This is a genomic window from Amycolatopsis sp. WAC 01416 (genome assembly GCF_003947485.1).
Classification (GTDB): Bacteria; Actinomycetota; Actinomycetes; order Mycobacteriales; family Pseudonocardiaceae; genus Amycolatopsis.
This window is the reverse complement of record NZ_QHHX01000002.1, coordinates 215493-241498: the sequence shown is the minus strand read 5'-3', so window position 1 is coordinate 241498 and position 26006 is coordinate 215493. Positions and strand designations below refer to the sequence as shown.

General features: G+C 67.6%; 23 protein-coding genes. 12 read left to right on the top strand and 11 right to left on the bottom strand.

What is annotated here, in order from left to right; all coding sequences use genetic code 11:
- Positions 1-195 precede the first annotated feature (195 nt).
- On the top strand, positions 196-945 hold the full coding sequence (locus tag DL990_RS05395; RefSeq protein ID WP_233620400.1) for an N-acetyltransferase: 750 nt from the start codon (positions 196-198) through the stop codon (positions 943-945).
- Positions 942-1163 carry a translation initiation factor IF-1 gene (infA, locus tag DL990_RS05390; RefSeq protein ID WP_125787346.1) on the top strand — a complete coding sequence of 74 codons (222 nt, stop codon included), beginning with the start codon at positions 942-944 and terminating at the stop codon, positions 1161-1163. The genes DL990_RS05395 and infA (DL990_RS05390) overlap by 4 nt, the downstream gene beginning before the upstream one ends.
- A gap of 483 nt (positions 1164-1646) precedes the next feature.
- Here the strand turns inward: infA (DL990_RS05390) and DL990_RS05385 are convergent, their stop codons facing one another.
- A complete protein-coding gene (locus DL990_RS05385; protein ID WP_125787345.1) occupies positions 1647-1829 on the bottom strand; it encodes a hypothetical protein in 183 nt (60 codons plus the stop codon).
- A gap of 209 nt (positions 1830-2038) precedes the next feature.
- Positions 2039-2167 carry a hypothetical protein gene (locus DL990_RS42120; RefSeq protein ID WP_255431311.1) on the bottom strand — a complete coding sequence of 43 codons (129 nt, stop codon included), beginning with the start codon at positions 2165-2167 and terminating at the stop codon, positions 2039-2041.
- Between the two features lie 514 nt (positions 2168-2681).
- On the opposite strand from DL990_RS42120, the gene DL990_RS05380 reads away from it, so the two are divergent.
- On the top strand, positions 2682-3968 hold the full coding sequence (locus DL990_RS05380) for a helix-turn-helix transcriptional regulator (protein WP_158632587.1): 1287 nt from the start codon (positions 2682-2684) through the stop codon (positions 3966-3968).
- A gap of 178 nt (positions 3969-4146) precedes the next feature.
- Here the strand turns inward: DL990_RS05380 and DL990_RS05375 are convergent, their stop codons facing one another.
- Complete coding sequence (locus DL990_RS05375; protein ID WP_125787343.1) at positions 4147-4962, bottom strand: NAD(P)H-binding protein; 816 nt, start codon at positions 4960-4962, stop codon at positions 4147-4149.
- 226 nt (positions 4963-5188) lie between these two features.
- Here DL990_RS05375 and DL990_RS05370 point away from each other — a divergent pair, with 226 nt between their 5' ends.
- From DL990_RS05370 to infA (DL990_RS05360), 3 genes are all read left to right on the top strand, one after another.
- Positions 5189-6319, top strand: a complete 1131-nt coding sequence (locus DL990_RS05370; RefSeq protein WP_199746225.1) for a questin oxidase family protein — start codon at positions 5189-5191, stop codon at positions 6317-6319.
- Between the two features lie 469 nt (positions 6320-6788).
- Positions 6789-7583: an N-acetyltransferase gene (locus tag DL990_RS05365; RefSeq protein ID WP_125787341.1), complete on the top strand. Its 795-nt coding sequence runs from the start codon at positions 6789-6791 to the stop codon at positions 7581-7583.
- On the top strand, positions 7580-7804 hold the full coding sequence (gene infA, locus DL990_RS05360) for a translation initiation factor IF-1 (protein WP_125787340.1): 225 nt from the start codon (positions 7580-7582) through the stop codon (positions 7802-7804). The genes DL990_RS05365 and infA (DL990_RS05360) overlap by 4 nt, the downstream gene beginning before the upstream one ends.
- A 77-nt stretch (positions 7805-7881) precedes the next feature.
- Here infA (DL990_RS05360) and DL990_RS05355 read toward each other — a convergent pair whose 3' ends face one another.
- The 3 genes from DL990_RS05355 to DL990_RS05345 all read right to left on the bottom strand — a co-directional run bounded on the left by DL990_RS05355 (position 7882) and on the right by DL990_RS05345 (position 12157).
- Positions 7882-9141, bottom strand: a complete 1260-nt coding sequence (locus DL990_RS05355) for a cytochrome P450 (RefSeq protein ID WP_125798066.1) — start codon at positions 9139-9141, stop codon at positions 7882-7884.
- Between the two features lie 36 nt (positions 9142-9177).
- On the bottom strand, positions 9178-10374 hold the full coding sequence (locus DL990_RS05350; RefSeq protein ID WP_125798065.1) for a glycosyltransferase: 1197 nt from the start codon (positions 10372-10374) through the stop codon (positions 9178-9180).
- Positions 10375-10609: 235 nt separating this feature from the next.
- Positions 10610-12157, bottom strand: coding sequence for an FAD-binding oxidoreductase (locus tag DL990_RS05345; RefSeq protein WP_125798064.1), 1548 nt, complete (start codon positions 12155-12157; stop codon positions 10610-10612).
- Positions 12158-12417: 260 nt separating this feature from the next.
- Between DL990_RS05345 and DL990_RS05340 the strand changes: the two genes are divergently transcribed.
- Together DL990_RS05340 and DL990_RS05335 are read left to right on the top strand one after the other, a co-directional pair.
- Positions 12418-13344 (top strand): putative sugar O-methyltransferase, encoded by a 927-nt coding sequence (locus DL990_RS05340; RefSeq protein WP_125798063.1) that lies wholly within the window; start codon positions 12418-12420, stop codon positions 13342-13344.
- A complete protein-coding gene (locus DL990_RS05335) occupies positions 13341-14330 on the top strand; it encodes an NAD(P)-dependent oxidoreductase (RefSeq protein WP_233620399.1) in 990 nt (329 codons plus the stop codon). The genes DL990_RS05340 and DL990_RS05335 overlap by 4 nt, the downstream gene beginning before the upstream one ends.
- A gap of 7 nt (positions 14331-14337) precedes the next feature.
- Here the strand turns inward: DL990_RS05335 and DL990_RS05330 are convergent, their stop codons facing one another.
- The 4 genes from DL990_RS05330 to DL990_RS05315 form a co-directional block, all read right to left on the bottom strand.
- Positions 14338-15714: an NDP-hexose 2,3-dehydratase family protein gene (locus tag DL990_RS05330; RefSeq protein WP_125798062.1), complete on the bottom strand. Its 1377-nt coding sequence runs from the start codon at positions 15712-15714 to the stop codon at positions 14338-14340.
- Positions 15715-15775: 61 nt separating this feature from the next.
- Positions 15776-17074, bottom strand: coding sequence for an acyl-CoA dehydrogenase family protein (locus DL990_RS05325; RefSeq protein ID WP_199746224.1), 1299 nt, complete (start codon positions 17072-17074; stop codon positions 15776-15778).
- Positions 17075-17088: 14 nt separating this feature from the next.
- A complete protein-coding gene (locus tag DL990_RS05320) occupies positions 17089-18324 on the bottom strand; it encodes a class I SAM-dependent methyltransferase (protein ID WP_125798061.1) in 1236 nt (411 codons plus the stop codon).
- Between the two features lie 28 nt (positions 18325-18352).
- Positions 18353-19474: a DegT/DnrJ/EryC1/StrS aminotransferase family protein gene (locus tag DL990_RS05315; protein WP_125787333.1), complete on the bottom strand. Its 1122-nt coding sequence runs from the start codon at positions 19472-19474 to the stop codon at positions 18353-18355.
- An 890-nt stretch (positions 19475-20364) separates the two neighbouring features.
- Here DL990_RS05315 and DL990_RS05310 point away from each other — a divergent pair.
- The 4 genes from DL990_RS05310 (at position 20365) to DL990_RS05295 (ending at position 24715) form a co-directional block, all read left to right on the top strand.
- Positions 20365-21318, top strand: coding sequence for a phytanoyl-CoA dioxygenase family protein (locus DL990_RS05310; RefSeq protein ID WP_125787332.1), 954 nt, complete (start codon positions 20365-20367; stop codon positions 21316-21318).
- Positions 21319-21453: 135 nt separating this feature from the next.
- Entirely contained in the window at positions 21454-22488 is a 1035-nt protein-coding gene (locus DL990_RS05305; RefSeq protein ID WP_125787331.1) for an NADPH:quinone reductase, read from the top strand.
- Positions 22489-22604: 116 nt separating this feature from the next.
- Positions 22605-23405, top strand: coding sequence for an arylamine N-acetyltransferase (locus DL990_RS05300; RefSeq protein ID WP_125798060.1), 801 nt, complete (start codon positions 22605-22607; stop codon positions 23403-23405).
- A 23-nt stretch (positions 23406-23428) separates the two neighbouring features.
- On the top strand, positions 23429-24715 hold the full coding sequence (locus DL990_RS05295; RefSeq protein ID WP_125787329.1) for a condensation domain-containing protein: 1287 nt from the start codon (positions 23429-23431) through the stop codon (positions 24713-24715).
- 60 nt (positions 24716-24775) lie between these two features.
- Here DL990_RS05295 and DL990_RS05290 read toward each other — a convergent pair whose 3' ends face one another.
- Positions 24776-25996, bottom strand: coding sequence for a cytochrome P450 (locus DL990_RS05290; protein ID WP_125787328.1), 1221 nt, complete (start codon positions 25994-25996; stop codon positions 24776-24778).
- Between the last annotated feature and the right edge of the window lie 10 nt (positions 25997-26006).

Sequence of the window (26006 nt, the reverse complement as noted above, 5' to 3'; positions counted from 1 at the left end):
TAACGTCGTTTGAGACCGTGAATTCGTCGGAGGAGGTGAGACCCGTGAACGTAAACACCCATGGGTGCTCCCTGAGCCCTTTACGGTCCGGCGGCTGAGGTTCGCTGCCGCCAGGAGCGCCTGAGACCGAGGCACTCCTGGAAGGAGTCTCCGATCAACACGAAGCCTTTGACATCCGGCCTGAGCGAGAACGCGGTGGTGATCACGCGCGTCGCGGACAGGCATTGGCACGCACTCGACGACGACAGGGTGGTCGGCCGCGGATATGCGGAGCACCGGCCCGATGGCCGGTTGTTCGTTTGCGTCGACGCCTGGCGCGAGGCCACGTTCGACCGGCTCGCCGAGGCGATGGTGGCCGAACTCCCGGAGCCGCTGTACACGGTGGTCGACGAAGCCGACGTCGAGCTGACGGCTTGCTGGCAACGAGCCGGTTTCACGATCCGGCGCCGCGAGTGGGAATACGCCGTGCCGACCGACCCGCGGACCACGGGACTCGAAGAAACCCTGCCACCTTCCGGTGTGACGATCGTGCCCGCCGGCCAGGCGGACGAGGGTCTGCTGCGGGCGGTGGACCGCGCGATCCGTGACGAAGTCGAGGCGACCGTCGGGTGGCAGTCGATGCCTGCCGAAGTGATCCCCCGCCCCGAAGGCGACACCATCATCGACCCGTCGAAGTACGCGGTCGCCGCGACACCGGACCGCTACCTCGGCCTGATCCGCGTAGTGACGGTGAACCGGCCGCGCATCGGACTGCTCGCGGTCCGCACCGTCGAGCAGCGCCGCGGCATCGCGCGTGCGCTGCTGGCCCACGCGCTGGGGACGCTGCACCGCGCCGGATTCGCCGAAGCCTCGGCCGAAGTCCAAGAGCTCAATCATGCGGCCTCTGCCCTGTTCGAAGGCATCGGCGCCCGGCCGATGAACAGCAACCTGGAGCTGGTGCGATGAAGACTAGAAAAGGCATCGAAGTCGAGGGCAAGGTCGTCGAGGCGCTGCGGGCCGGCATGTTCACCGTGGAGCTCGACAACGGCCACCGGGTGCTCGCGCACATCAGCGGCAAGATCCGCCAGAACTTCATCAAGATCTACCTGGAAGACCGGGTGCTGGTGGAGCTCACGCCGTACGACCTGTCGCGCGGCCGGATCGTCTTCCGGTACCGCAACTAGCTTGAGTTCCTTGAGCGGAAAGTCAAACGTGTCGCGGCGTGGGGCCAGTGTCGCTCCTGCGTCTGGTCGTGAAGTACATGAAGGCCCCCTTCCTTGCGTCTAGCGCAAGGAAGGGGGCCTTCATGTACTTCGGCAAGGCGTGACTCGCGTGCGTGGGGACGTGCCTCACGTGCCTGGATGCCGCACTCGGGGGTGTGGAGTCTGAACACGCGAGTTCCGTCTGCCTTGGCCCTCAATAACCTGTTCGGCGGGTCCGCCGTGGATCCACGGGGTTCCTGGCGAGACGGAGAAAGCCGCTTGCACCGACCGGTTTTCTCCGGCGCGACCAGGGCCGCGCGGGCCGCGGCGGCGGGAGACGAGCGAGGTCACACGACACGGGCGCTCGTCCGTGGTCCAGGCACGCTCATAATCGGAAACGAGTTTATCGGCGTCCTGCCTCCGGCCGGACGCCGATCACGTTGGTCACCTGTTCGGTCCGCGCTGCTATTCGACGGTGTCGTCGCGCAGCCACAGACCGTCGATGTCCACCTCGATACACGGAGAGAAAAGGACCCTCTGGTGCAGGTCGGCATCCGGGGGAACCGACATGGTGAACAGGTAGAACTCCGCGGGCAAGGCGCAGCATGCGAATTGCGCCGCCGGATACGGGGAATTCGAGCCAAGCATTGCGGTGTTCCTGACCCACCGACGAAGAATGCCTCTGAGACGGAAGCCCATTACTTTCCTTCGCTTTTCGGAGACCAGAAAAGCCTGGCCCCCACCGCCGCGACCCATCAGGTCACCCGGATCGACAATCGAGGGCTCATCGAGAGCCGATGCGCGCCCCCTGTCCGGATCGGACAGGCCTCACTCACGCCCCGGAGGAGCGATCACCTTCAGCCCGCCGCGGCCACCTCGTCGCCGTCCAGCACCGCGACGAAGTCACCGGCTCGTCCCACGACGAACCTCCCGTTCCCGCCCCCGAGAAGTTCCGAGGATCGGTCCACCAGCGGCAACGCGGACATAGGCCACCTCTCGAAGTGCCGATGCGGACAGCGCCGACCTTGACCACCATCGTGCCCATCCCGCCGCACTGACGGCAACTACCCAGCCTGACAGTGTCCGACTCCTGTCTCGCCGCGGTCCGCTGAGCCACGCATGCCCGAGCCCTCCGGGGAACCGACAATTCGGACAGAACCAGTCAGTTTTTCCGCATTCTCGGTATTCAACCAGTTGGCGGTTTCGACGACGAAAGGCCAATGACTCACAGGCTTCCATCGGGCGCACTCCGGCAGCGCTGGCGGAAAATCATAGCCGTCGTCACTACTCCGTGTGACCTTGACATAGCGCAGCGATCAGGTATCGTCGGCCAGGTCTGGGGTGCTCATAACAACTGGGGTAAGTATAGCAATTTGACGCAATCTCTCCGCCGAAGAGAGATTGGGCTTAAATCGTGCTGTCCAAAGATCGAGTCGTGCTCTTCACCGTAAATGGGCTTGGAGACTTCCTTAAATGTGCATGGAAACTTCGGGGGTTCGATTGGGCATTCTGGGACTAAACGCGTCAATTCTCTCCTCTCATGACTGCATCAATCTCGAAATCCTGCACACAGCCGGTTCGGTCTGGCTCGAGGGCGACGTCGTCTCCGCCATCTCCCTGGCCGAGGCCGCGGCGACGGCCAGGTGCCGTCGGGGCAGCGCGCACTGCACGGCGCTGGCGAGCCTGCAACTCGCGCTGCTGCTGACCAATCTCCGGTGTATCGACGAAGCCAAGCGCGCGGTCCGTCAAGCCAACGCGGCGGTCGACGACCCTGCCATCGACGCGGTAACGGCGCTGGTCAGAGCCAAGATCGCACTCTGCGAAGGCGACATCGACGAGGCGGTCGAGCTGTGTGACGCCGGCATGGTCGTGGCGAACGACCCGCGTCTCGCGTCGTGGGCCTCGATCGGGAACACGGTCCGCGCGATCACCGCGATGCGGCGTGGCGAACTCGCCGCGATGATCCATCATGCCAACCAGCTCAAGGATGACGTGCTGTTCGGCAGGGACGTGCTTTTCGGCAGGCGGGATACCTTTCCTTGGGACTCGCCCGCCTGGCTCGTCGTCCAGATCCTCGAAGCGGAGAAGGGCTGGGAGGTCGCCGTACCACTCGCCCGAGGACTCTTCGAATCCGAATCGTCGGCCCGTGGTCTCCTGCTGTCCGAGCCCGCGGCTGCGTCGTTCCTCGTCCGGATCCTGCTGCGGGCGGGCGACCGGGAAACCGCCCAGCGCGGCCGTCGTTGCGCGGCGGCGCTCTCCGCGGACAACCCGGACATCCGCGCCATCACGGCCGCCGCCCTGCACCTCGACGCGCTGGTCGAGGAGGACGTCAGCCTGCTTCAGCAAGCGGCCACCGCCAGCCGCGACGCGTGGACCCGCGCCTCGATGAACGAGGACATCGGCGACCTCCTGTCCGCGAACTACGGAGAGTTCCGGCGGGCATGCACGCATTACGACACGGCCATGCACTCCTACGCGGACGCCGGCTCACCGCGCGACTCGTCCCGGGTCCGCAGCAAGTTGCGGCGCCACGACACGTCCAAGGCCGCGGCGAGGTTCTGGCCAAGCAGCCGGATCCCCATGCTGACCGACACCGAGTACGCGGTGGCCGAACTGGTGGCGGGCGGACTCACGAACGCCGAGGTCGCCGGCAAGATGTTCCTGTCTCGCCACACCGTCGCCTTCCATCTCCGCAAGATCTTCCAGAAGGTCGGGGCGAAGTCGCGCATCGAGCTCGCGGTCATGTGGAAGCAGCTGGTCGGGCAGGACATCACCACGTCGATGTGAGTCGTCGACGCGGGTTCGCCGGGACTGCGCGGCGGAGGTAAGTCAAAGGTGGCGTGTCGCGAAAGCCACTTTCGGGACACCAGATGTCCCGAAAGTGGCTTTCGCGACATGAGCACCGGACGCCGAATCGCCACTCACGACCGCCCCGGCCCCGCCACGTTCGCTCTCGGGGCGGCGGTCAGCTGAAGTCTTTGATGTGCTCCTCGGCCCACTGCCGGAACGGACGAGCCGGCGCCCCGGTGACCTCCTCGACCGCGGAGGTCACGGCACACGGAGCCTTCATGAGCTCGGTCATGGTACGGACGAAGGATTCCGGCATCTTCGGTTCGGCGTCCTCAGGAGGCAGCTCGACGACCTCGACCGGCCGCCCCAGCACCGCACAGATCACCTCGATGCATTCCTGCTGTGTCAAAGCCTCCGGTCCGGTCAGCCAGTACGCCTTCCCCTCGTGCCCGGCGCCGGTCAGGGCCCGGACCGCCACGTCGGCGATGTCGCGCTCGTGAATCGCCGCGGTGCGCAACCGCGGGAACGGAATCCGCACCACCTCCTCCCCGGACCGGATCACCGGAGCGAAGCGGAGCTGGAGCGCGGCGAACGTGGTCGGGCGGAGGAACGTCCACGCCATTCCGGACTCCCGCAGCGCCTCCTCCACCATCGAGTGCAGCTGCGCGCTCCGGCTGTACCGGGTCGCGGGTTGCACCACGGAAGACGAGGACAGCAAGACGACGTGTTCCACCCCCGCCGCCCTCGCCGCGCTGACGAACTCGGAGACGCCATCTTGGTTGGCGTAGAGAAAGACCTTCTTGACGCCCTCCAGCGCGGCCGGCAGGGTCTCCGGTTCGCTCAGGTCGAGGCGGACCATCTCGACGGCGTCCGGTAGCTCACCGGTTCGCGGTGCTCGACTGGTTCCCCGGACCGACATTCCAGCGGACAGAAGTCCATCCACGACGTGGTTGCCCACATTGCCGTACGCACCGATAACAAGAACGGACATAGCTCCTCTAAGGGGGTAACGGATCACCATTCGGGCAAATCGCACCCGGGGACGGCACCATTGAACGACCTTGCCCTGGTACTGACCATCCCCCGCCTTGGTAAAGCGGCTACGTACGCACCTGATGCCACTGTCAACGTCGGGGATAGTGCGCGGCCGCGCGCCAGACCTACTGTCCGGAAAAGGGTTCGGGCAAAGAGTCCGGCGGCCAGCTTGGAGGACCCGGGTGAAGGACAACGAATCGGTCCTGTTGGAGGCCTACCAGCGGTTCCACCAGACGGGACCGGAATGGGGCGGCCACCATCTCAGCAACCACGGCCCCATGGCCGTGGAGGCCATGATCCGGCACGGACACGCCGGCTCCGTGCACCACTGGATCGACAACTACACGCAACGTCTGGAAGAACCACCACGCGGGATCGACCCTGTCACCGAAAACGACTGGCGAGAGGCACTCGGTGACCTGAAACGGGTAGCGGACTGGACCACCCTGTTCCACCGCGAGGTCACCGAACGTCCCTGGCGGGAAGTACTGGCGACGTGGTGGCCGCGGCTGGTACCCGGCATCGCCGGCGGTACGGCTCACGGCGCGATCCGAGTCGGGCACGTGGTCCACTCGATGCTGACGGCCGAAGCACGGGCAGGATCCGTCGACAGCATCGAAAACCCGTACGTGACCGAGCTCGCCGACGCACTGGGCTACTGGGCCGCGTGCTGGACACCGGTGACGGGCGACCCTTCCCGGCGGCTCGGGTCGCTACGCCCGGCCGACGCCCTTGCCAACGTGCCGACCGTCGCCGACCAGCAGAAAGGCGTCCCCTACCGGCTCAGCCAGCTCCCGACCACCGACGGGTGGCAATCGGCGCTGGGCGCGCTGCGGACCGTGGACGATCCCGAGCAAGTACCCGCGTTGCTGTCCCAGCTGATCGACGCCACGGTGTTCCGCTACCTGAGCTACGGCCACGGTCACGCGGTCATGCTGGTCCACGCCTCGACGGCACCCACCGCGGTCCTCCGCGTGCTACCCGCCCTACCGCGGCGGCTGTGGGTTCCCAGCCTGGACGCCGCCTGGCAGGCGACCGCGGCCCTGACCGCCGCGTGCACCCCCCAGCTCGCCGCCGACCGGGCGGATCTCACCGTCCACACCAACGGCGTCGCGACGACCGAGGACGCCATGGCACTGGCGGTCGACCAGGGAGACGAACACGTCATCAAGTTCGCCGACACAGCCGTGGAAACCTTCACCCGCACCGGGAACAAGGACGCGCTCGCGGCCGCGAGCCGATGCGCGGAACTCATCACTCTCACGGAGGCCGCAGGACGTGCACGATTCGATGGCCGCGGACCCACCAGCTGACCGACCCTGCTCCCCGGTGCCCGCGCTTCCGGCCACTGGGGGAAGTGCCACCGGCCGGGACAGTCTTTTAGCGGCTTCTTATGCCTCGATGTGGTGTTTCAGGTATTCGGTGTGGACTTCGCGGTCCCGAAGCCGAGTCCTGAGTGAAGAACCGCTGTTCAAAGAAGGCTTCATCGCATTTCGGCAATAGTTCGCGCCTACCCGAACGCGTTGTCCCGCCAGCCTCCAGTGCGGCCGACGGCCCCCTGGGTGCCGAGTGTCCACTGTCCGGAAAGCGCGGGTATCTCAAAGGATTTGCGCGAGGCGGTCGCCCACTGCTAGGTTCATGGCGACCGTGAATTCGTGCAAGGAGGTGAGACCCGTGAACACAATCACCCATGGGTGCTCCCTCAGCCTCTCACGGTCCGGCGGCTGACCTTCGGTGTCGCCAGGAGCGCCTGAGATCAAGGCCCTCCTGGAAGGAATTCCGATGAATACAAAGCCTCTCACCAGCCTGAACGAGAACGCGGTGACCATCACCCGCGTCGCGGACAATCAATGGCACGCACTGGACGACAACCGAACGGTCGGCCGCACCTATGCGGAACACCGGCCCGACGGACGCTTGTTCGTCAGCATCGACGCCTGGCACGACACCATCTTCGACCGGCTCGCGGAAGCGATGCTGGCCGAACTGCCGACACCGCTGTACACGGTGGTCGACGAAGCCGACACCGAACTCACAGCCTGCTGGCAACGCGCCGGTTTCGCGATCCGGCGTCGCGAGTTCGAATACACCGTACCGACCGACCCGCAGGCCACCGGACTCGAACAGGCCCTGCCGCCTTCCGGGGTGACGATCGTGCCTGCCGACCAGGCCGACGAAAGCCTGCTGCGGGCAGCGGACCGCGCGATCCGTGAAGAAGTCGACGCGGCCGTCGGGTGGTGGCAGACAATGCCCGCGGAACTGGTCTCCCGTCCCGAAGACGAGGACACCAGCACCGGCCCTTCGACCTACGCGGTCGCCGCGACACCGGACCGCTACCTCGGCCTGATCCGCGTGGAAACAGTGCACCACCCCCGCATCGCGCTGGTCGCGGTCCGGGCAGGCGAGCAACGTCGCGGCATCGCACGGGCACTACTCGCCCACGCACTCGGGACACTGCGCCGCGACGGACACTCCACCGCCTGGGCCGAAGTCCACGAGAGCAACCACGCGGCCTCGGCACTGTTGAAAAGCGTCGGCGCCCAGCCGGTGGGCAGCAACCTGGAGCTGGTCCGATGAAGAAGAACAGGAACGGCATCGAGGTCGAAGGCAAGGTCATCGAGGCGCTGCGGGCCGGCATGTTCACCGTCGAACTCGAGAACGGCCACCGGGTACTGACCCACATCAGCGGCAAGATCCGCCAGAACTACATCAAGATCTACCTCGAAGACCGGGTGCTGGTCGAACTGACCCCCTACGACCTCACCCGCGGCCGGATCACCTTCCGCTACCGCAACTGACAACGACCCAGGCCCCGGTCACGATGTCTTCGTGACCGGGGCCTGGGTCGTCGGTTCGAGCAGTCGCGGACTTCCGCTCAATACTTGCGGACCTCGATCGGCAGCTTGTTGACGACGCGTGGTTTCACCACGTCACCGATACCCCATCGGCCGGGCCTTTCGCCCGAAACCGCCCAGGGATTGCGCAGGCCGGCAGGAGCGTCGTCGCGCACGCGGATCTCCCGGTAGCGCTCCAGCAGAAGTCGGATCGCGATCCTCGTCTCCAGTCGCGCCAGTGGCGCGCCCACACAGTGATGTATGCCCTTGCCGTACGACAGATGCGGATTGGGCTTGCGGAGGATGTCGAACCGGTCCGGGTCGGCGAAGACGCGGTCGTCACGGTTCGCCGTGGTCAGCCACACCAGCACGGTCGCACCGGCCGGGATCTTCTGGCCGCCGAGCTCGGTGTCCTTCGTCGTCTGCCGGGGTGAGCGCGGGAACGGCGGCCGGAAGCGCACCGACTCGTCGATCGCGGCCGGGATCAGCGCCGGGTCGGCCCGCAACTGGTCCCATACCGAGGGATTCTCGTCCAGCGCGAGAATCGTGTTGCCCATGGCGGCGGTGGTGGTGTGGTGGCCGGCGACCAGCACGTTGAGACAACCGAGGGCCTCCTCCTCGTCCAGCCGCTCCCCGTCGGCCTCGATCGTCATGAGCCTGCTGACCAGGTCGTCGCCGGGGTTCTCGCGGCGGGCGCGGAGGATCTCCAGTAAGTGCGAGTTCAACTCGCGCAACGGCTTCAACTCACGCAGCGGCGGCGCGTCGTCGTCGTTCGACGCGCTTTCCCGCCGGTCGTCCGGCGCCTCCTTCGCGGCGGAGTTCTGCACCTCGACGACGGAGTCGGACAGCTTCCGGACGAATTCCAGGTCCTCGGCGGGAATGCCGAGCATCTCGGCCATGACCATGAACGGCAACGGGTGGGCCAGCTGTTCGATGAAGTCCCACTGATGGCCGCCGTCATCGGCGGTATCGAGCAACCGCGTCGTCAACTCGGCGATCCTCGGCTCCAGGTCGGCCATCATCTTCGGGGTGAGCGCCTTGCTGACCACGCCGCGCAGCCGCCGGTGAGCCGGATTGTCCGCCCGGAGGAAGTTGCCCGTGAAGTCTTCCTGCACCGGCCCCAGCGGGGCGACTTCGGAGGAGAAGGTCACCGAGTCCATCTGCACCTGCTGAGTGACGTCGTAGCCGAGTACGTGCCACGCCTTGATCTTCTCGTCGAAATGCACGTCTCCACGTGCTCGTAACACGTCGAGATAGCCCAGAAGATCGGACAGCGTCGGTTCCGACTGGGTGACACCCATGAAAACTCACTCTCTTCCTACGACCCGGTAGGCGCGCTAGCAAAACTCGGGAAGCCGGGACGCGACTTCCGTGGGGCTTGGCATGGCGGCGATCTCCTCGGCGATGGCTTTGGCCGCCTGTCCGGCATCCGTATCGGCCAGCAGTCCGCCCGCCGCCTCGGCGATGGCCGCCGCGGGGACGACGTCAGTGCGGCGACGGTCGTCTTCCAGTTCGACCCCCTCGGGCAGCAACTGCCTCCCGGCACCGGTGGCGGACACCGCGCCGGCCATGGCGAAGTTGTCGAACCCGACGGGCAGGAACAGTTGTGGAACCCCGGCGGCGGCAGCGCTGATGGTCGTCCCGGGGCCGCCGTGGTGTACGGCGAGGTCGACGAGTGACAGCAGTTCCCCTTGCGGCACCCAGCGTTCAAGGTGCACGTTTTCGGGAAGCACACCGAACTCGTCCAACGAAAGGTTGGGCCAGGCCGCCACCACCACCTCGACGTCCAATGCCGACAACCCATCGACAGCGGCACGCAGGGCGGCGACGGTGCCCAGCACGGTCCCCAGTGTCAGATAGACCAACGGGCGTTTCCGCTCGGCCAGCGCGATCTTCGGCAGCTCACCGGGTTCACTGAACGGGACGAGGCGCAGGGGCAACCGTTCCGGACGAGCCAAGAACGACGTCTCCTGCAGCGAGGCGGGAAAGACGTCCAGGTACGGGTCACCCAGGAGGTATCGCCCTTCGGGCACCTCGACCCCGATTTCGGCGGCGACCGCACGGAGGAGCTCCATGTCCACCTGCCGCCATCGGTCTACTCGGTCGACCGCGTCCGCACGGGAGTTGGCGTGACATACCGCGGGAATGTCCAGGCGATGCGCCGCTAGCCCGGCTCCCGGGTTACCCGCTTCGTACACCACCAGGTCGGGGCGCTCCGCCCGCAGCACGGGCATCAGGTCGGCGGCGAACCGGCGGGGTAACAGCTCACTGAACGCCCGGACCGAGGGATCGAGCAAGCCACGCCACGGTAGGTCGCCGGTCTCCCTGTCCTTGCCCGCCTGAACGGAACTCAAGGCTTCATGGATCGGCATTCCGACCGGCACAGTACGGAATCCGAGCTCCTGCAACAACGGATGGAATCTCTCGCCGATCGCGTAAATGACGTCATGGCCGACCTCCCGGGCAGCGAGGGCCAGCGGCAGCAACGGGTAAGCGTGACCGTAGCCGGACAGGCTGGAGAAAACGATCTTCATTTCCCGGCTTCGCCTTCCTGCCTGGAAAGATCGAACAAGACAAAGCCAGGCTAACCAGCAGGTGCCGCCGCCCCCATCCCTCACCTTGACTGCGCCGGACCGAGAGCGGTCGCGTTTCCAGCAGGATTGTCCATTATGGACAGAACTGGTCGTGAACCTTTCGAGGTCCGTGAAGGACTCCTTGAGGGACTCTGGGTCCCTCAAGGAGTCCTTCACGGACCGGTCGCTACCTGGGTCAGCCGATGCCGCGGGCGAAGTGGAAGAACTTGTGCGGATCGTAAGCCCGCTTGATCCGCACCAGCCGGGGATAGTTCTCGGCGTAATAGGCGGTCCGCCAGTCCCGCAGCGCCGGGTCCATGTAGTTCTGGTAGCTCTCGCGCAGGGAATGCCGGTCGAGCACCGCGAAGCCGTCGGCGAGCCAGCTTTCACACGCCGCCGTGTCCTCGTCGGTGTAGGCGAAGTCGCGCAGTTCCGCGGTGAGACCGGCCAGCATCTTGGTGGTCCGGTGCACATAAGCGGTGTCCGTGCGGGCCCGCGTGTTCGCGGCGCCCCCGAGGGCTTCGAAGTACAGCATGCGGGACTGCCCGTTGCGGAAACGCGCCGGATCGGCGAGGGCGGCCAGCAGGTCTTCGACGTCGGCTCGAGGCACCGCTGAGCCGAACATCCGGCACCGGGTGCGGTAGTAGTTCCAGCGAGGTGCCGTCGCCTCGGGAGTGGCGCCGACCCGGTGGCCCTGCGCGGTGGCGGGATCCGCGTAACCATAGAGCTGCGTCATGGTGTGCTGAGCAGGCAACTCCCAGACGGACCGGTTGAGCGGCGTCACGCCGGTCGCCGCGACCAGCTCGTCGAGGCGGCGGTTGAGCTCGTCCATGGTGCTGTACCAGGTGCCCGAGACGGTCACCATCGTGCTGGGTGAGGGCGGGCTCGCGGTGCGGGCCATCAGGACCGACGAAAGATCGTCGGGTGCCGTCAGCACCCAATGCTGCCAATTCTCGATCAGCGCGGCCGAGTCGGCTCCCGACCAGATGAGCCGGTAACCGACCAAAGTGTTGCGCTGCACCGGTTCCAGCGTGTACCTGGTGACGACGCCGTAGTTGCCGCCGCCGTTGCCACGCAGCGCCCAGTAGAGATCGGGATTCTCCTGGGCCGAGGCACGCACGACGCGCCTGTCCGCCAGCACCACCTCGGCCGAAACCAGCCGGTCGCAGGCCATGCCGTATTTGCGAGTCTGGTGACCGATACCGCCACCCTGGATGTAACCGCCGGAACCCACCGTCGGGCACATGCCACTGACCAGGGCCAGCCCGTAGGGGGCCAGTGCGGTCAGCGCGTCGGCCTGCTGGGTGCCCGCGCCGATCGTGACGTGCGTTCCGTCGGTGATGACCTGGTTCAGCCGGGAGACGTCCAGGATCATGCCCTTTGTCGTCGAATAGCCCCCGAAACTGTGCCTCCCGCTGCGGGGAACGGTGTGCACCCCGTTGTCCTGGGCGAAAGCGATGACGGTTTGGACGTCCTTTGTGCTTTCGCAGTAGGCGACGGCCATCGGATTGGTGTTGTCGAACTGGCTGAGCTGCTGCTGGCGGGCCAGCTCGTAGCGCGGATCCGACGGCAGGACGAGGTCACCGTCGAGGTGACGCCCCAGCGAGGTCCAGTCGACCGCGCCACCGCCGCGCCGGACGGTGCTGCCGGCGGCGGATGCGGTCGGCCCGAGGACGCCGGTCACGGCACCGATCGCGGACGTGGCAGCGAGGCCGAGAACACTACGGCGAGTGAAGTTTCCCATCACGGTAATTCCCCCATACGAGTGATCGATGCTCTGATTCTTATCCGGCGAGTAACCGATGCGCAAGGACGCCGTGGGGCTGACCGACGGCCGAAGGCGGACAACTACTCACTCGACCGGCTGCCGGACCCGCCACGGCGGGTGTAGGAAAGAGCCATGAAATTCCGCGTACCCGACCCGTTCGAGAGTCGACGCGGGGCAAGCCGACCGCGCGCCGGCGGCACGGCAGGCGAGGCGGCATCGGCGAAGGAGACGCGGTCATGACCGAGCAGGCGCACCGGCGATACGGCCCGAGCGCGCAGTGGTTGCACATCAACGACGCGCATATCACCGAGGAGGCCGTGGCCGACCTCGCCGGGTTCAAGTCGAACGGGGTCAACTTCAAGCTGGCGCTGTGGAATCCGCGGCCCAACGGCGTGCGATACCTGAAAGCGCTCACGTTCGCACTGGGCATGCGACTCAGCCCCGCCAACAGGGAGAGGCTGCGCCGCACGCGCAACCGTGAGGTCGGCGACCCCTATTCAGTGCGGTGCGACGGCGAACCAGTGTGCCTCGACTACTTGCAGGCGGTGCACGAAGTCGAGTTCATGGCGGCGAACCTGCCCCTCGACGGCGCACGGATCGTGGAGATCGGCGCCGGCTACGGCCGGACCTGCCACACCCTGATGTCCAACCACGAGGTCGCCGGATACACGATCGTCGATCTGCCGAACACCCTGGCACTGTCGCGCCAGTACCTGCGGACCGTGCTGGAGCCGGAGCAGTTCGCGAAGATCCGTTTCGTGGGTATCGACGAGGTGGACGAGCAAGTGCGCGGTGCCCGCTTCGACCTGTGCGTGAACATCGACTCGTTCGCCGAGATGAATCCCGGCACCGTGCGGGACTACCTCGGGCTCATCGACGCGACCTGCGCGCACTTCTACGTCAACAACCCGGTCGGCAAATACCTCGACAAGACGCTGGACGGCCACTCGCAGGGCGCCGCGGTGGTGGAACTGGCGCTGAGCACCGGGTTGCTGCGCGATGTCATCGACATCCACGACAGCGAGGCGGTACTGGAGAAGGTGCCCGCTTTCGTGTCCGCGTACCGGCCCGGCGAGCGGTGGCAGTGCGTGGCAAAGGAACGCTCGGTGTCGTGGAGCTATTACTGGCAGGCCCTGTACCGCGCTGCCCCGGTGCCGCGGTGAGCGCCGCCGGTGACGGCGGGGACCGGCCGCTGATCGCGGTGCTGGGTGGTTCGGGCTTCGTCGGCGCCGCGGTGGTCGAAGCCCTCGCCCGGCGACCGATCCGGCTACGTACGGTCGGCCGCCGGCCGCAGCCGGTACCGCCCGGCGCCGTGGCTGAAGTCGAGGTGCTGGCCGCCGACCTCACGGTTCGCGAGGGGCTCGAAGCCGCTGTGGCCGGCGCGGACACGGTGGTCCATCTGCTGATGCACACCGCCGGCTGGCGTGAGGCCGACGGCAACCTGGCCGCCGAACACGTGAACGTCGGCGTGCTGCGCGATCTCATCGAGCTGACCGGGAAGATCGGGCGGCCACCGACGATCGTGTTCGCGGGCTCCACCTCGCAGGCCGGTCTGCCGGAGCGGATGCCCCTCGACGGCACCGAACCCGACCGGCCCGTGACCACCTACGACCGGCAGAAGCAGACAGCGGAGCAGCTGCTCAAGGCGGCCACCGCCGCCGGGCTGGTCCGCGGCGTTTCCTTGCGGCTGCCCACCGTGTACGGGGACAGCCCACAGGGGCGGCTGAACGGCCGCGGCGTGGTCTCCACCATGGTGCGCAAGGCCTTCGCCGGCGAGGAGCTCACACTGTGGAACGACGGCACCGTCGAGCGCGACCTGCTGTATGTGCACGACGCCGCGGACGCCTTCCTCGCCGGGATCGACCACGCGGACGTGCTCGCGGGCAGGCACTGGCTGCTCGGCACCGGGCGCGGTGTGCCACTGGGCGACGTGCTGCGGACGATCGCCGAACTGGTCGGCGCCCGCCTCGGGCGGCCGCCGGTGCCCGTCGTCTGCGTACCGCCGCCCGATCTCGCCACGGCCACCGACATGCACAGCGTCGTGATCGACTCGTCGAGGTTCCGGGCGGCCACCGGCTGGAGCCCCCGGGTGCCGTTGCACACCGCACTGCGGCGTTGCGTCGACGCGTTCGCCGAGAACGCCGGATAGTGCGGGCCTACAGCAGCCCGTTCAGCAAGCCGACGACCGCGAGCAGCGTACGTGCCTGCATGTTGAGGTAATGCCCGTGCCGCGCCAGCGAATTCAGCTGGCCGGGAGTCACCCAGGCGAATCCGGGCGGCGGCTCGGCGCCCACCTCGGTTTCGTCGGCCTCCACGAGCAGGTAGCGGCTGACGGCGTTGAAGAAACGGCCACCCTCGTCGGAATGCACTGCGGCATACCGGATCCGGTCCGCCCCGGCGCGGCGCACCAGGTCGAAGAACAGCGGCCGCTCCCGCTCCGGCAGGTGGGTGTAGTTCTCCGGGGTGCACTGCACCGTCGGTCCGAGTTCGACGGTGTCGAGGAGACCACCCTCTGCCCTGGCATGGGCCAGCAGATGTGGCACCCCGCCGAAGCGGCGGACCAGGAATGCGCAAAGCCCCAAGCCGACCGGCTCGAACAACGGCTGCATCCACGAGGTCACCTCACGGTTCCCTGCCTCGACGGACACCCCACCGACCCGGAAGTACCGGTTCCCGACGTGCTGGATGTCGTCGTCGGTGCGAACCCAGTCGCTGACCTTGGCGAGCGGGACGCGCAGAGCCCGCACGTCGTGCCGGGCCCGCTCGTTGGTGAACCACGACAGCACGTCCGTGTCGGAGCGCACCGCGCCCGGCTCGGCGGGTGCCGTCGGGGCACAGGCGAGGACGCTGCGTGCGTCCATGTTCACGATGTTGTCGCGGTGCAGCAGCTTGCCGATCTGCCCGAGAGTGAGCCAGCAGAAGTCGTCGTGCGGTGGCACGTCGTCGAAGGTCTCGATGATCATGTTGCGGTTGGACTTGCACAGGAACCAGGAGCCGTGCTCCGACTGGAGCACGTCGGCGAGCACCCTGCCCCTGGCAGGCCGGGTGAAGTACTCGAGGTACCTCACGTCGGCGCCCCGGTGCACGCCGGTGTAGTTGCTGTGCGTGGCCTGCACTGTCGGCGAGAGCTGCAACAGGCCGGGATTGCCCGGCTCCATCTTGGCCTGCATCAGGAAATGCAGGACGCCGTCGAACTCCTTGGCCAGGATGCCCAGGATCCCGACTTCGGGTTGCACGATGATCGGCTGCTGCCACTCGCGGCCGTCGATCGCGACGTGCAGCCCCTCCACGCTGAAGAACCGCCCGCTGCGGTGCACGATGTTGCCACTGTCCGATTCGGACGACCAGCCCTTGATCTTTCCGAGCGGCACCCGCTCCACGATGAAGCGGTGCGCCCGGCGGCGTCCGGCGAGCCAGGCGTCGAAGTCCTCGGTCCGCATGTCCGTGCCGGTGGCGGCCGCCCGCCGGGAACGCGCGAGCCGTGCGGGCAGCTGGGTGTCATCCCGCGCCGCCAACTGCGTTGCGATCACCATCTTGGATCCCCTTCGAGACGACGCCGGGCACCGGACTGCGCGACGCGTGGTGTCGTGCCCTTCACCGAGCGTCCGGCGGCCGGGTGGCCCGGAGGCTCACGTAGTCGTTGTCCCTTTCCAGGCCGAGCACTTGCGCGCTCAGGTAGTCGACGCCGTCGGCGTAGGTGTACGGCTGCATGAACCGGCCGGCGCGCACGTCCCGATACAGCCGGGCCAGCGGGTGCTCCGCCACATACGTGGCCCCGCCCACCACGGTGATGCAGTCGTCGACCACCGCGGCCGCCAGTTCGTTGACCACTTGCTTGGCGCACTGGAACGGGGTCATCAGCCGACGGCCGCGCTCATCCGGATCCATGTCGTGACGGGGGGACAGTTCGTCGGCGTTGACGAGCGCGGCCGACACCGTTGCCCGCAGCGCGTACAGCCGCGCCTCGATCTCGGCGACCAGGGTGCGCGACGCCGCGGGCGGTGCGGCCGACCGCCGGGCGACCGTGTCCACCGCGAGGTCACGGGCGGCCTTCGCGACCCCGGCGTAGATGCCGAGCATCGCGATGGAACTGATCGCCTGCCCGGCGAGGACCGCGTCGTTGTGCGCACCGACGCTGCCACGCGCCAGCACGTCGCCGGCGGGCACCGGGCAGTCGTCGAAAGCCACGTCGAGCGTGCCGGACGCGCGCATGCCAAGGCCGTTCCATCCGTCGACGATGGTGAGCCCCGGGGTTTCCCTCGCCACGATAGGGGCGTACAGCCGCGCTGATCCGCCGTCGACCGGCGCCTGAGCGGACACGACGAAATGCGTCCCGATCGGCGCCATCGTCACCAGCGTCTTGCGACCGGACAGCAGCCAGCCACCGGAGCCGTCGGGGCGCAGCCGGGTGACCTCTCGCCCGTGATCCTTCACCGCGCCGCACACCACCGCCTCGCCCCTGGCCATCGCGCGCAGCAGCCGTTCGGCCAGTTGCCGGGTCGGCGGCGGACCGTACTGCCACTCGTAGGTCAGGGTGATCCCCCGGCTGAACTGGGCGTGCAGGGCCAACGCGGTCGAGGCGTCCGCCTCGGCGACCCGCAGAAGCGCGACCGCCACGTCGTGGAGCCGGCTGACCCCCATCCCACCCAGCTCCGCGGGCACGGTCGCGCCGAGCACGCCGTCACGCCCGAAGCCGCGGAACGTCTCGGCGGGGAACGTGCCGTCCCGGTCGTTCGGCGCCGCCTCGGCCCGGATCCGGGACAGGTGCCGAGCCAGGACGGTCAGCAACTCCCGGCCCGGCTCGGTGGTCGCGGTGCTCAGGTCGCCGGGTGGCACCGCCTGCCACGGCGTGGTCCGTTCCGTCTCCATCAACGCGGTGTCGTGTTCCAGCATGGCCCTCGATCCCCTCAAAGCACCCGGACGTTCGGCACATAGCTGATCCATCGCCCGCCGGAGCGCCGGAACTCCTGCTCGTTCGCCATGATTTCGTCGGCGTGGTTCCAGGCGAAGAGCAGCGCGTAGTCCGGGTACGGATCGCGGAACGCGGCCGGCGGGCGCACCGGGATGTGCTTGCCGGGCGTCATCCGGTGCTGTTTCGCGGGCGTGCTGTCACATACGTAGGAGACGAGTTCCGGTCCGATATCACAGAAGTTGGTGACGGTGGCGCTTTTCGCCGTGGCACCGTAGGCGACAACGCTGGATCCGTCGACGCGCAGCCGTCGCAGCAGTTCCACCAGGTCGTCACGCACGCGCATCACGCCGTCGGCGAACCGGCGCAGGGTCGCCATGCCGGACAATCCGCGGGCGTCCTCCTCGGCGAGCAGGGCGGCGACCGCGGCGCTGGGCGTGCGCTTCCCTGCCCGGGCGAGGGTGTACCGGACCTCGCCGCCGTGCACCGGCAGCCGTTCCACGTCGACCAGTTCGAATCCGTGATGCTCGGCCATGGCCCGCACGGAGTGTGCGCTGAACAGGAAGAAATGCTCGTCGTAGATCTGGTCGAAGGACGTCTTCTCCACCACGTCACCGAGATACGGGTCCTCGAACACGAACACGCCGTCCGGTGCCAGCAGCGCGTCGACGCCGCGGAAGATCGAATCCGGGTACGGGATGTGGCACATGGTGTTCGCCGCGAAGACGACCTGGGCCGGCCCTTCCGCATCACGGACCTCCGCCGCCGTCGCGTCCTCGAAGAACGCGGTACGTACCCGGACGCCCTCGGCGCGGGCCAGCTCGGCCACCCGCCCGGAGGGCTCGAAGCCCAGATGACGTACGCCTGCCCGGTGGATCGTGCTCAGCATGACGCCGTCGTTGCAGCCCATCTCGACGATGAACGGGTCCGGCACGGCCAGCTCGGTGGCGAGGAACCGTCGTGCGACGCTCGCGAAGTGCTCACGCATCACCGCCGAACCGGACGAGTGGTACGGGTAATCCTCGTGGAACATCTTCTCCCGCGGTACCGGCTCGGTGAGCTGCACCATCGTGCAGGACTCGCATCGGCCCACGGCGAGCCGGAAGAAGAACTCCGTGGCATCGCTGCCTGGCTCCCGGAAAGCGTCGGACAGCGGCTGACGGCCGAGGTCGAGGAACTCGTGGACATCGCCGTCGCACACTCGGCAAGTTGCGGTCGCCAGTTCTCCCGGCATGTGTTCCCTCCGTACCAGATGGGTTGTCTCAGAAACCGGCCAGCACCTCGCGAAGTGCCCGGATCACCGCCTGCTGCCGGTCGAGTGACAGCGACGGGTACATCGGCAGCGAGAACACCTCGTCCGCCAGTTTCTCGGTGACCGGCAGCGAACCCTTGGCGTATCCGAGGTTCTCGAATCCCGCCATCGTGTGCACCGGCCAGGGATAGCTGATGTTCAGCGCGATGTCGTACGCGCGCAGCCGCTCGATGATCTCGTCCCGCCTGGGGTGGCGGACCACGTACAGGTAGTACACGTGCTCGTTCCCTGACGACACCGCGGGCAGCACGAGCCCACCGGGCGCGGCGAGGTCGCTCAGCGCCTCGTCATAGCGCCGCGCGATCGCGCGGCGCCCCGAGACGTACGCGTCGAGCCGGCGCAGCTTGCCCCGCAGGATCTCGGCCTGTACCTCGTCAAGGCGGCTGTTGTGCCCGGGGGTCCGCTCCACGTAGTAGCGGTCCTCCATGCCGTAGTAGCGCAGGCGCCGGATGTTCTGGTCGGTGCACTCGTCGGCGGTGATCACGGCGCCGCCGTCACCGTAGGCGCCGAGAACCTTCGTGGGATAGAACGAGAAGGCGGCGGCATCGCCCATCGCGCCCGCCTGCCGTCCGTGGTGGCGCGCGCCGTGCGCTTGGGCGCAGTCTTCCAGGACGACCAGGCCATACCGGGCGGCCAATCGGCTCAGCGGGGCCATGTCGACGCACTGGCCGTACAGGTGCACGGGCAGGAGTGCCCGGGTGCGCGGGCCGATCGCGGCCTCGACCTGGTCGGTGTCCATGAGGAAGTCGTCCTCGCGCACATCGACGAAAACCGGCTTCGCGCCCGTCCCGTCGATGGCCACCACGGTCGGTGCGGCGGTGTTGGCGACCGTGATCACCTCGTCCCCCGCACCCACACCGAGCGCCTGCAACCCCAGCTTGAGTGCGTTGGTGCCGTTGTCGAGACCGGCGCAGTGGGCGACACCGTGGTACGCCGCGAACTCCGCCTCGAACCCGGCCACGCTCGAGCCGAGGATCAGCTGGCCGGACTCGAACACCTTCGCCACCGCGGCGAGCACTTCCTCGCGTTCGTCGTGGTACTCCGGCAGGTAGTCCCATACCCGGATCGTCACCGTCGTCCTCCCTCGCGGGCGAATCACCCCAGCCGATCCGATCGAACCGGCGCTGATATTTCTTGCGTATTCGGTAGCCGTACGGCGTCGCACGGCAGGTTTTTCGCCCACAACTCGTGAATCACCGAGATGGCCGCCATCGGGCCGGATACTCGAAACCTCGCGCGGAATACCTGGGTGAGCAGGAAAAGCAGACAATGTCCGTTCGGACTTCGTCACCCCATGAAGAACCCACTTCTGTGGCGCGATGCTCAGCGGACACGGTACGTCCGGACAGCGGGGTACTGGCATCCCACACGCTGCTAGTTGTCGCGGGTGAACCGTTGAGCGCACAGTCAACCCACGGGATGGCGTGCCCGCCCCGGGTCGGTCACGCTTCCGGCGTCGACGGTCTCGAACCGCCCGGCCACCACACGCAAGTGGCGACGGTTGCCGCAGGTCAAGCGCTCGGTTGCGCCGGCCGACGGGAGCCGGCACGCCCCTAGCGTCCACTGTGGACGGATTTCGGTGACTGGATGTCCGATTGATGACGAAATGTGCGGTCCTATGGAGGGATGGGCAAGGGCGGCGTGGTCGGTGCCGGGGGTCGTGAGTGGCGATTCGGGTTAGAACCCGAATCGCCACTCACGACCCCCTCTTACAGCTGCGCAGAGCACCCAAATCGAGCACCCAGATCCGGACAAGCGTCCCGTGTGGACAGTCGCCCCGGGTCCACTGCCGGTGACTTGTCCGGCTTGATCGAGCAGACCGGCAGCCGCTCACGATCAACTCAAGCTACGTGGCATTCGCCCTTGGTGCTGTCAGACCGAGGGATACGGATCACTCCGGCCCCGCCATAGCATCGGCTGAACGTCCCAGACATCAGATGTGACAGGAAGGGTGGCCAATTCGTGGCTGAAAACGACACGATCACCATTCGCGTTGACGACCGGATCGAGCAGGCGATTGCCGCCCTGACCCGCGGTGGCGCGTCTGCCACGGAGGCGATCGAGCGGGCGATCATGGAGTCGGCGAGGCGCGCCGCGCCTGCCCCACCCACCGAGGCCATGCCGGGCAGCATCGACTCGAAAACGTTGAGCGTGCGGCGGAAGTTGACGCGCGAACAGTTGCTGGAGTTCGCCGAACGCGGCTACCTCGTGATCCCGGACGTCGTCCCTCCGGACATCCTGGCCGCGGCCAACGCGGCGGTGGACGGACAGCTGCGCAAGCATCAGCCCGAGGAAGGGCACGCCGGACCGCACTTCATGTTCCCGAAATGGGATGAGGAGCCGGACCTGGCGGCGCTTTTGCGTGACACCCCCGCGTTCGAGCTCGCCGAAGAACTCACCGGTGACGGTGCCATGGAATATCCGTGGCAGACGCAGATCGCGATGACTTACCCGCCCTACACCGACGACCGGGGAATGCCGCATATCGATGGCGGCATGCGCCGAAAGGCCGATGAACCCCCGCGGACCTTCACCATGCTCGCCGGTTTCTTCCTCACCGACCAGGACGGCGACGACACGGGGAACCTCTACGTCTGGCCGGGAACGCACCGCGCTCACGCGAAGTACTTCCGCGAGAAGGGGCCCGACGCGTTCACCTCCTACCCGGACATCGAGCTGCCCGAGCGGGAGCAGGTGCACGCCAAAGCGGGTGACATGCTGCTGAAGCACTACATGGTCGGCCACAACGTCGGCAGCAACTTGTCCGACTCCATCCGGCGTACGGTCTACTTCCGGCTCAAGGTCCGCGGGCACGACGCGACGTGGCGCGAGATCATCCAGAATCCCTGGCACGATTTCACCCCGTTGCGGCCGCTGGTGTCTTCATTCGAAGACAACGGCGAGTCCGGCGAATAGAGGTCCTGGCCGGATGCGAAAGCCGGCAGGTTCCGACCTGCCGGCTTGGCCTTGTCGGCCGCGACATCACTTGGTTTGACAGTGTCCGCACCACTTACCTTGGCGAGTGGAAAATATGTCGAATGATCTTTCAACATGAAGGCGATCGTATATTCGTCGACCGGCGGAATTGACGTTCTCCGATTCGTCGACCGGCCGGTACCCGAGCCGGGACCCGGTGAGGTCCGGGTCCGGGTCGCGGTCTCCGGGGTGAACCATTCGGACTGGAAGGGCAGGCAGTTCGGTCACCGCAACGGCACCCTGATGTTCCCCGAGGTGATCCCGCACAACGACGGCAGCGGAGTGATCGACGCCGTCGGAGCGGGCGTCGACCAGGAACGGATCGGCCAGCGGGTGTGGGTATGGGAGGCGGCGTACAAACGCCCCCACGGCACGGCCGCCGAGTATTCCGTCGTCCCGTCCCGCCAGGCGGTGCCACTGCCGTCGAACGTTTCGTTCGAGGCAGGCGCCTGCCTCGGCCTCCCGGCGGTCGCCGCCCACCGCTGCCTGCTCACCGGGCAGAAGGGCCCCGACCGGCTCGGCCCCGGCACCCTGACCGGACGGACCGTGCTGGTCGCCGGTGGCGCCGGAGCCGTCGGCCATGCCGCGATCCAGCTCGGCGCCTGGTCCGGGGCGACCGTGATCGCGACGGTCAGCGGTCAGGAGAAAGCGAAACTGGCCCGCGCCGCCGGCGCGGCACACACCGTCGACTATCGGTCGGACACGGCGGAGGCCGATATCCGCGCCGTCGCGCCCGACGGGGTGGACCTCATCGTCGAGGTGGCGGCGACCAAGAACATCGACACCGCCGTGGAGGTGCTGGCACCGAACGGCACCATCGCCGCGTACGGCACCGAAGGGGACAGCGTGCTGGCGTTCCCGACCAAGAAGGTGATCGGCCGGAACACGCGCCTTCAATTCGTACTGGTGATGACGCTGCCCGTGGCGGCCAAGGACCTCGCGTCCGCCGACATCACGAGAGCAGCGGCGGAGGGGGCACTCGCCGTGGGCGAGGAGGCCGGGCTGCCGATCCATCGGTTTCCGCACCCGAACACCGGCGAGGCACAGGACGCCGTGCAGGGCGGCACCCTCGGCAAGGTGGTCGTCGAGATCGGTTCCCTTGCGGGGTAAGGCAAATCGTGAGGCTGCTGGTGGAGTGAAGGCGCGAGGGGGTCGTGAGTGGCGATTCGGGTTAGAACCCGAATCGCCACTCACGACCCCCGAATCGGCGCCAGAGGGGACGGACGATGTACGACTGCGACACGTACCTCCGGCGGTTGGGCTACGACCCCGCCACCGGCCGCCCGGCCGCGGAGCCGGCGACCCTGGTCGCACTCCACAAGCGGCATATGGAGGCCATCCCGTTCAACAGCGTGGGCTCGCTGGCCGTGCCGGCGCCGAGCGGACGGCTGGTCGATCTGGTCGACTTCGACGAGGACGCGACGTTCGACTCGGTGGTCGCGGCGGGCAACGGCGGCGGCTGCGTCCAGCTGACCCGGCTGTTCCTGCGGCTGCTGCGCGACCTCGGATTCGATGCCGACCTGATCGCCGGTACGACGGCGGAGGGTCGCCAGTCCTACGGCGTCGAGGTCGAGCACATGCTCATCCTGGCCCGCGTGGACGGCGAATCCTGGCTGGCCGACATCGGGTACGCCGGTCCGTCGTTCATCGAGCCGCTGAACCTCGACGGCGGTGGCGTCGAGCAACGTCAGTACGGCTGCCGGTACCGGCTCGTCCCTGACGGCGACGGTGTGTCGCTGCGGCGCCGTCCCAGGCTCGGCCAGTGGAGCACGGTCTACGAGTTCACCGCGAAAGTCCGCGACCGGTCGGACTGGGCGCCGGCGGAAAAGGCGATCAACGCCGCGCTCGCGGCAGGCGACGACGACGACGGCGGGCTCTACAGCCGAGCGGTCTCCGACGGCCAGGTCGTGTTGAAGGGCCGTCGATATCTGACCGTCCGGGCCGGAATCGAGAAGGCAGGCACCCTCAGCGACGACGGTGCTTGGCGCGCGCACCGCGACATGATCCTGGCCGGCGAAGTCGGCTGAGCACAACAACCGAGGAGGAAGGCATGCGCCGACGGATTGCCCGGTCGGAACGGATGTACGTCAGCGAGATCAGGACGCAGGCGCTGCAGATCTGCGTGGTGCGCGGCGGCGTCGACGCGCAGATCCTGGACGCGGCGTTCACCGCTGTGCTCGCGGAGGCCCCTGGCCTGCGCAGCAGGCTGGAGAAGGACGGCGACGACTACTACCTCAGCCTGCTGGACCCGAGTGAGCTGCCGCGCCTGCACGTCCGGCGCAACGAGCCCGGTGCGCGGATCGAGGAGTACAACAAGCCGTTGCACCTCGGCGGCCCGCTCGCCCGTGCCGTCCTGCTGACCGGCTCCGACGAGGACGTCGTGATGTTCGGCGTCGACCACGCGATCTCCGACGGCCGCAGCGCGACCGCGTTCTGCAGCCGGATCTGGCAGCGTTACATCGACATCCAGTCCGGCAGTTACTCGGGCCCGGCACCGGGGCCGCAGGAGTGGCCGTCGCCGCTCGACGACTGGCTGCCGTCGCGCAGCGAAGCCGAACTGGACGCCTATGTCCAGGAGCGGCTCAAGCGTGCCGAAGGCGCACCGGTGGCGTCTCTGCCGTTCCGTGCGGCCGGGTCCGCTTCGGCGGTGCCGCCGGAGAGCCTGATGACGTCGCGGCGGCTCCGGCTGACCGAAGCGGAGACGACCGGGCTGCTGGCCTTCGCCAAGGACGCCGGAGTGTCGATGAACGGGCTGGTCGCCGCGGCACTGCTGGCGGCCGTCCGCGACGGCCTGCCCGAAGAGCTGGCAGGGCACCGGCTGTCCAGTTTCTGCACGGTCGACCTGCGCGACCAGGTCGCGCCGGGCCTCAGCCACGAGGCGATGGTGCCGATGGTCTCCTGGTTCCGCGATCTGCTCGACGTGCCCGACGGCGTCGACCTGGTCAAACTCGGGCACCGGTTCACCACCGAGCTGCGCGCCGCCATGGAACGAGGTGACGCGGCGCTGGAGATGCAGGCACTGGACAGGCTGCTCCCCCACCCCCAGCTGTGGCCGACCAGCCTGGTGCTCACCAACGTCGGGAAGATCGACGGGCCGCCGTCGCCGAAGGGCCTGGAAATCACCGACATGACGAAGTTCCCGCTGTCCAGCCGGTGGGACCCGGCGCGCGGGGCGGGCCCGCTGCTCGCGTCGCCCGCGACGATCTACGGCCGGTTCAGTCTCGAGATGCCGTACAGCACGCAGTGTTTCACCACCGAACAGATGGATTCGATCCACGACCACGTCCGCGATTCGCTGCTGGCGTGCGCCGATCGGGCGCCGAGTTCGCACCGGTAGAGCCGGCAAAACGTTCGCGGGCGGCCGGATGCCATCCGGCCGCCCGCGAACGGGTCGGGATCAATAACGCACGGGCAGTCGCAGGACGCTCAGCACCGGTGTCTTCAGCCGGACCGGAACCTCCTGCAGCGGCACGTCCAGAGCGAGTCCTGGCAGGCCGAGTACCAGCGCGGTCAGCGCCTCGGCCAGCACGAGCCGGGCCAGTCGCTGCCCGACGCAGGCGTGCACGCCGTACCCGAAGGCCAGCTGAGCGGACGCGTCCTGGGTCAGATCCAACCCGTCGGGACAACCGAACTTGGCCGGATCACGGTTGGCCGACGGCAACGCGACCGTCACCGTCTCCCCCTCGCGGATCAGCTCTCCACCGAGCTCCACATCGGACAGCGCGGTCCGGAAGATCTGGAACTGGTTGACCGAGGTGTACCGCAACAGCTCCTCGACCATTCCCTCGATGCCGCCGGAGCCGCCGGTACCGGCGGCCGAACGTAGCTTCTCGAGCTGGTCGCCGTGGTACAGCAGTGACAGCAACGACGAAGCGAGCGCGCCTTCGCAGCTGGCGAAGCCCGCCGCGAAGACGATCAGCAGCATGTTGGTGATCTCGCGGTCGGTCAGCTCGGGCTCGGCCGCCAGCCGCCCGATGACGTTCTCGCCCGGCTCGACCCGTGCCTTGCCCACGAGGTCCAGCAGGTGGAAGAACGCCCGCGTCCCGGCCTCCCGTTCCGCCTCAAGGCTGACCTCGTCGTCGGTGGCACTGTCGCTCAGTGCGGACAGGACCGAGCTGCCGGCGAACGGGACCCCCAGCACCTCGCACAGCACCCGCAGCGAAAGTGGCCGGACATAGGTCGGCAGGAGGTCGACCGGCGAGCCGTGCTCCCGGACCTCCGCGAGCTGTGCGGTGGCCAGCTCGGCCACCCGCGGGGCATACGCCGCCGTGGCGCGGGCGCTGAACTCGCCGCTGAGCAGATTCCGGTAGCGGGTGTGCTCCGGCGGGTCCATGTGAATGAACCCACCCGGCACGATGGGCACGGACGGGAAGATCTCGCCCTTCTTCGTCACGGGGGCGTGGGTGGTGTGGAACCGGTGGCTGAACGCCTGACTGCTGAGCACCTCGCGGGCCAGTTCGTGGCTGGTGGCCAGCCAGCCGACGTGACCGTCCGGGTACACCATCCGGGCCAGTGGCCGCGTCCGGACCAGCTCACCGAGTACCGACGGCGGGTCGAACGGTTCGGTGCGATCCCAGTGCCGCAGATACGAGATCGGTTCCGAGATTCCCTCAGTCATGCGATGACAT

Coding starts and splice junctions, on each gene's coding strand:
- DL990_RS05305 (WP_125787331.1), top strand. CDS start 21,454: ATGAAGGCGATCGTATATTCGTCGACCGGCGGAATTGACGTTCTCCGA.
- DL990_RS05375 (WP_125787343.1), bottom strand. CDS start 4,962: ATGTCCGTTCTTGTTATCGGTGCGTACGGCAATGTGGGCAACCACGTC.
- DL990_RS05355 (WP_125798066.1), bottom strand. CDS start 9,141: ATGGGTGTCACCCAGTCGGAACCGACGCTGTCCGATCTTCTGGGCTAT.
- DL990_RS05340 (WP_125798063.1), top strand. CDS start 12,418: ATGACCGAGCAGGCGCACCGGCGATACGGCCCGAGCGCGCAGTGGTTG.
- infA (WP_125787340.1), top strand. CDS start 7,580: ATGAAGAAGAACAGGAACGGCATCGAGGTCGAAGGCAAGGTCATCGAG.
- infA (WP_125787346.1), top strand. CDS start 942: ATGAAGACTAGAAAAGGCATCGAAGTCGAGGGCAAGGTCGTCGAGGCG.
- DL990_RS05290 (WP_125787328.1), bottom strand. CDS start 25,996: ATGACTGAGGGAATCTCGGAACCGATCTCGTATCTGCGGCACTGGGAT.
- DL990_RS05330 (WP_125798062.1), bottom strand. CDS start 15,714: ATGGTGATCGCAACGCAGTTGGCGGCGCGGGATGACACCCAGCTGCCC.
- DL990_RS05320 (WP_125798061.1), bottom strand. CDS start 18,324: ATGCCGGGAGAACTGGCGACCGCAACTTGCCGAGTGTGCGACGGCGAT.
- DL990_RS05325 (WP_199746224.1), bottom strand. CDS start 17,074: ATGCTGGAACACGACACCGCGTTGATGGAGACGGAACGGACCACGCCG.
- DL990_RS05365 (WP_125787341.1), top strand. CDS start 6,789: ATGAATACAAAGCCTCTCACCAGCCTGAACGAGAACGCGGTGACCATC.
- DL990_RS05350 (WP_125798065.1), bottom strand. CDS start 10,374: ATGAAGATCGTTTTCTCCAGCCTGTCCGGCTACGGTCACGCTTACCCG.
- DL990_RS42120 (WP_255431311.1), bottom strand. CDS start 2,167: ATGTCCGCGTTGCCGCTGGTGGACCGATCCTCGGAACTTCTCGGGGGC.
- DL990_RS05385 (WP_125787345.1), bottom strand. CDS start 1,829: ATGCTTGGCTCGAATTCCCCGTATCCGGCGGCGCAATTCGCATGCTGC.
- DL990_RS05300 (WP_125798060.1), top strand. CDS start 22,605: ATGTACGACTGCGACACGTACCTCCGGCGGTTGGGCTACGACCCCGCC.
- DL990_RS05295 (WP_125787329.1), top strand. CDS start 23,429: ATGCGCCGACGGATTGCCCGGTCGGAACGGATGTACGTCAGCGAGATC.
- DL990_RS05345 (WP_125798064.1), bottom strand. CDS start 12,157: ATGGGAAACTTCACTCGCCGTAGTGTTCTCGGCCTCGCTGCCACGTCC.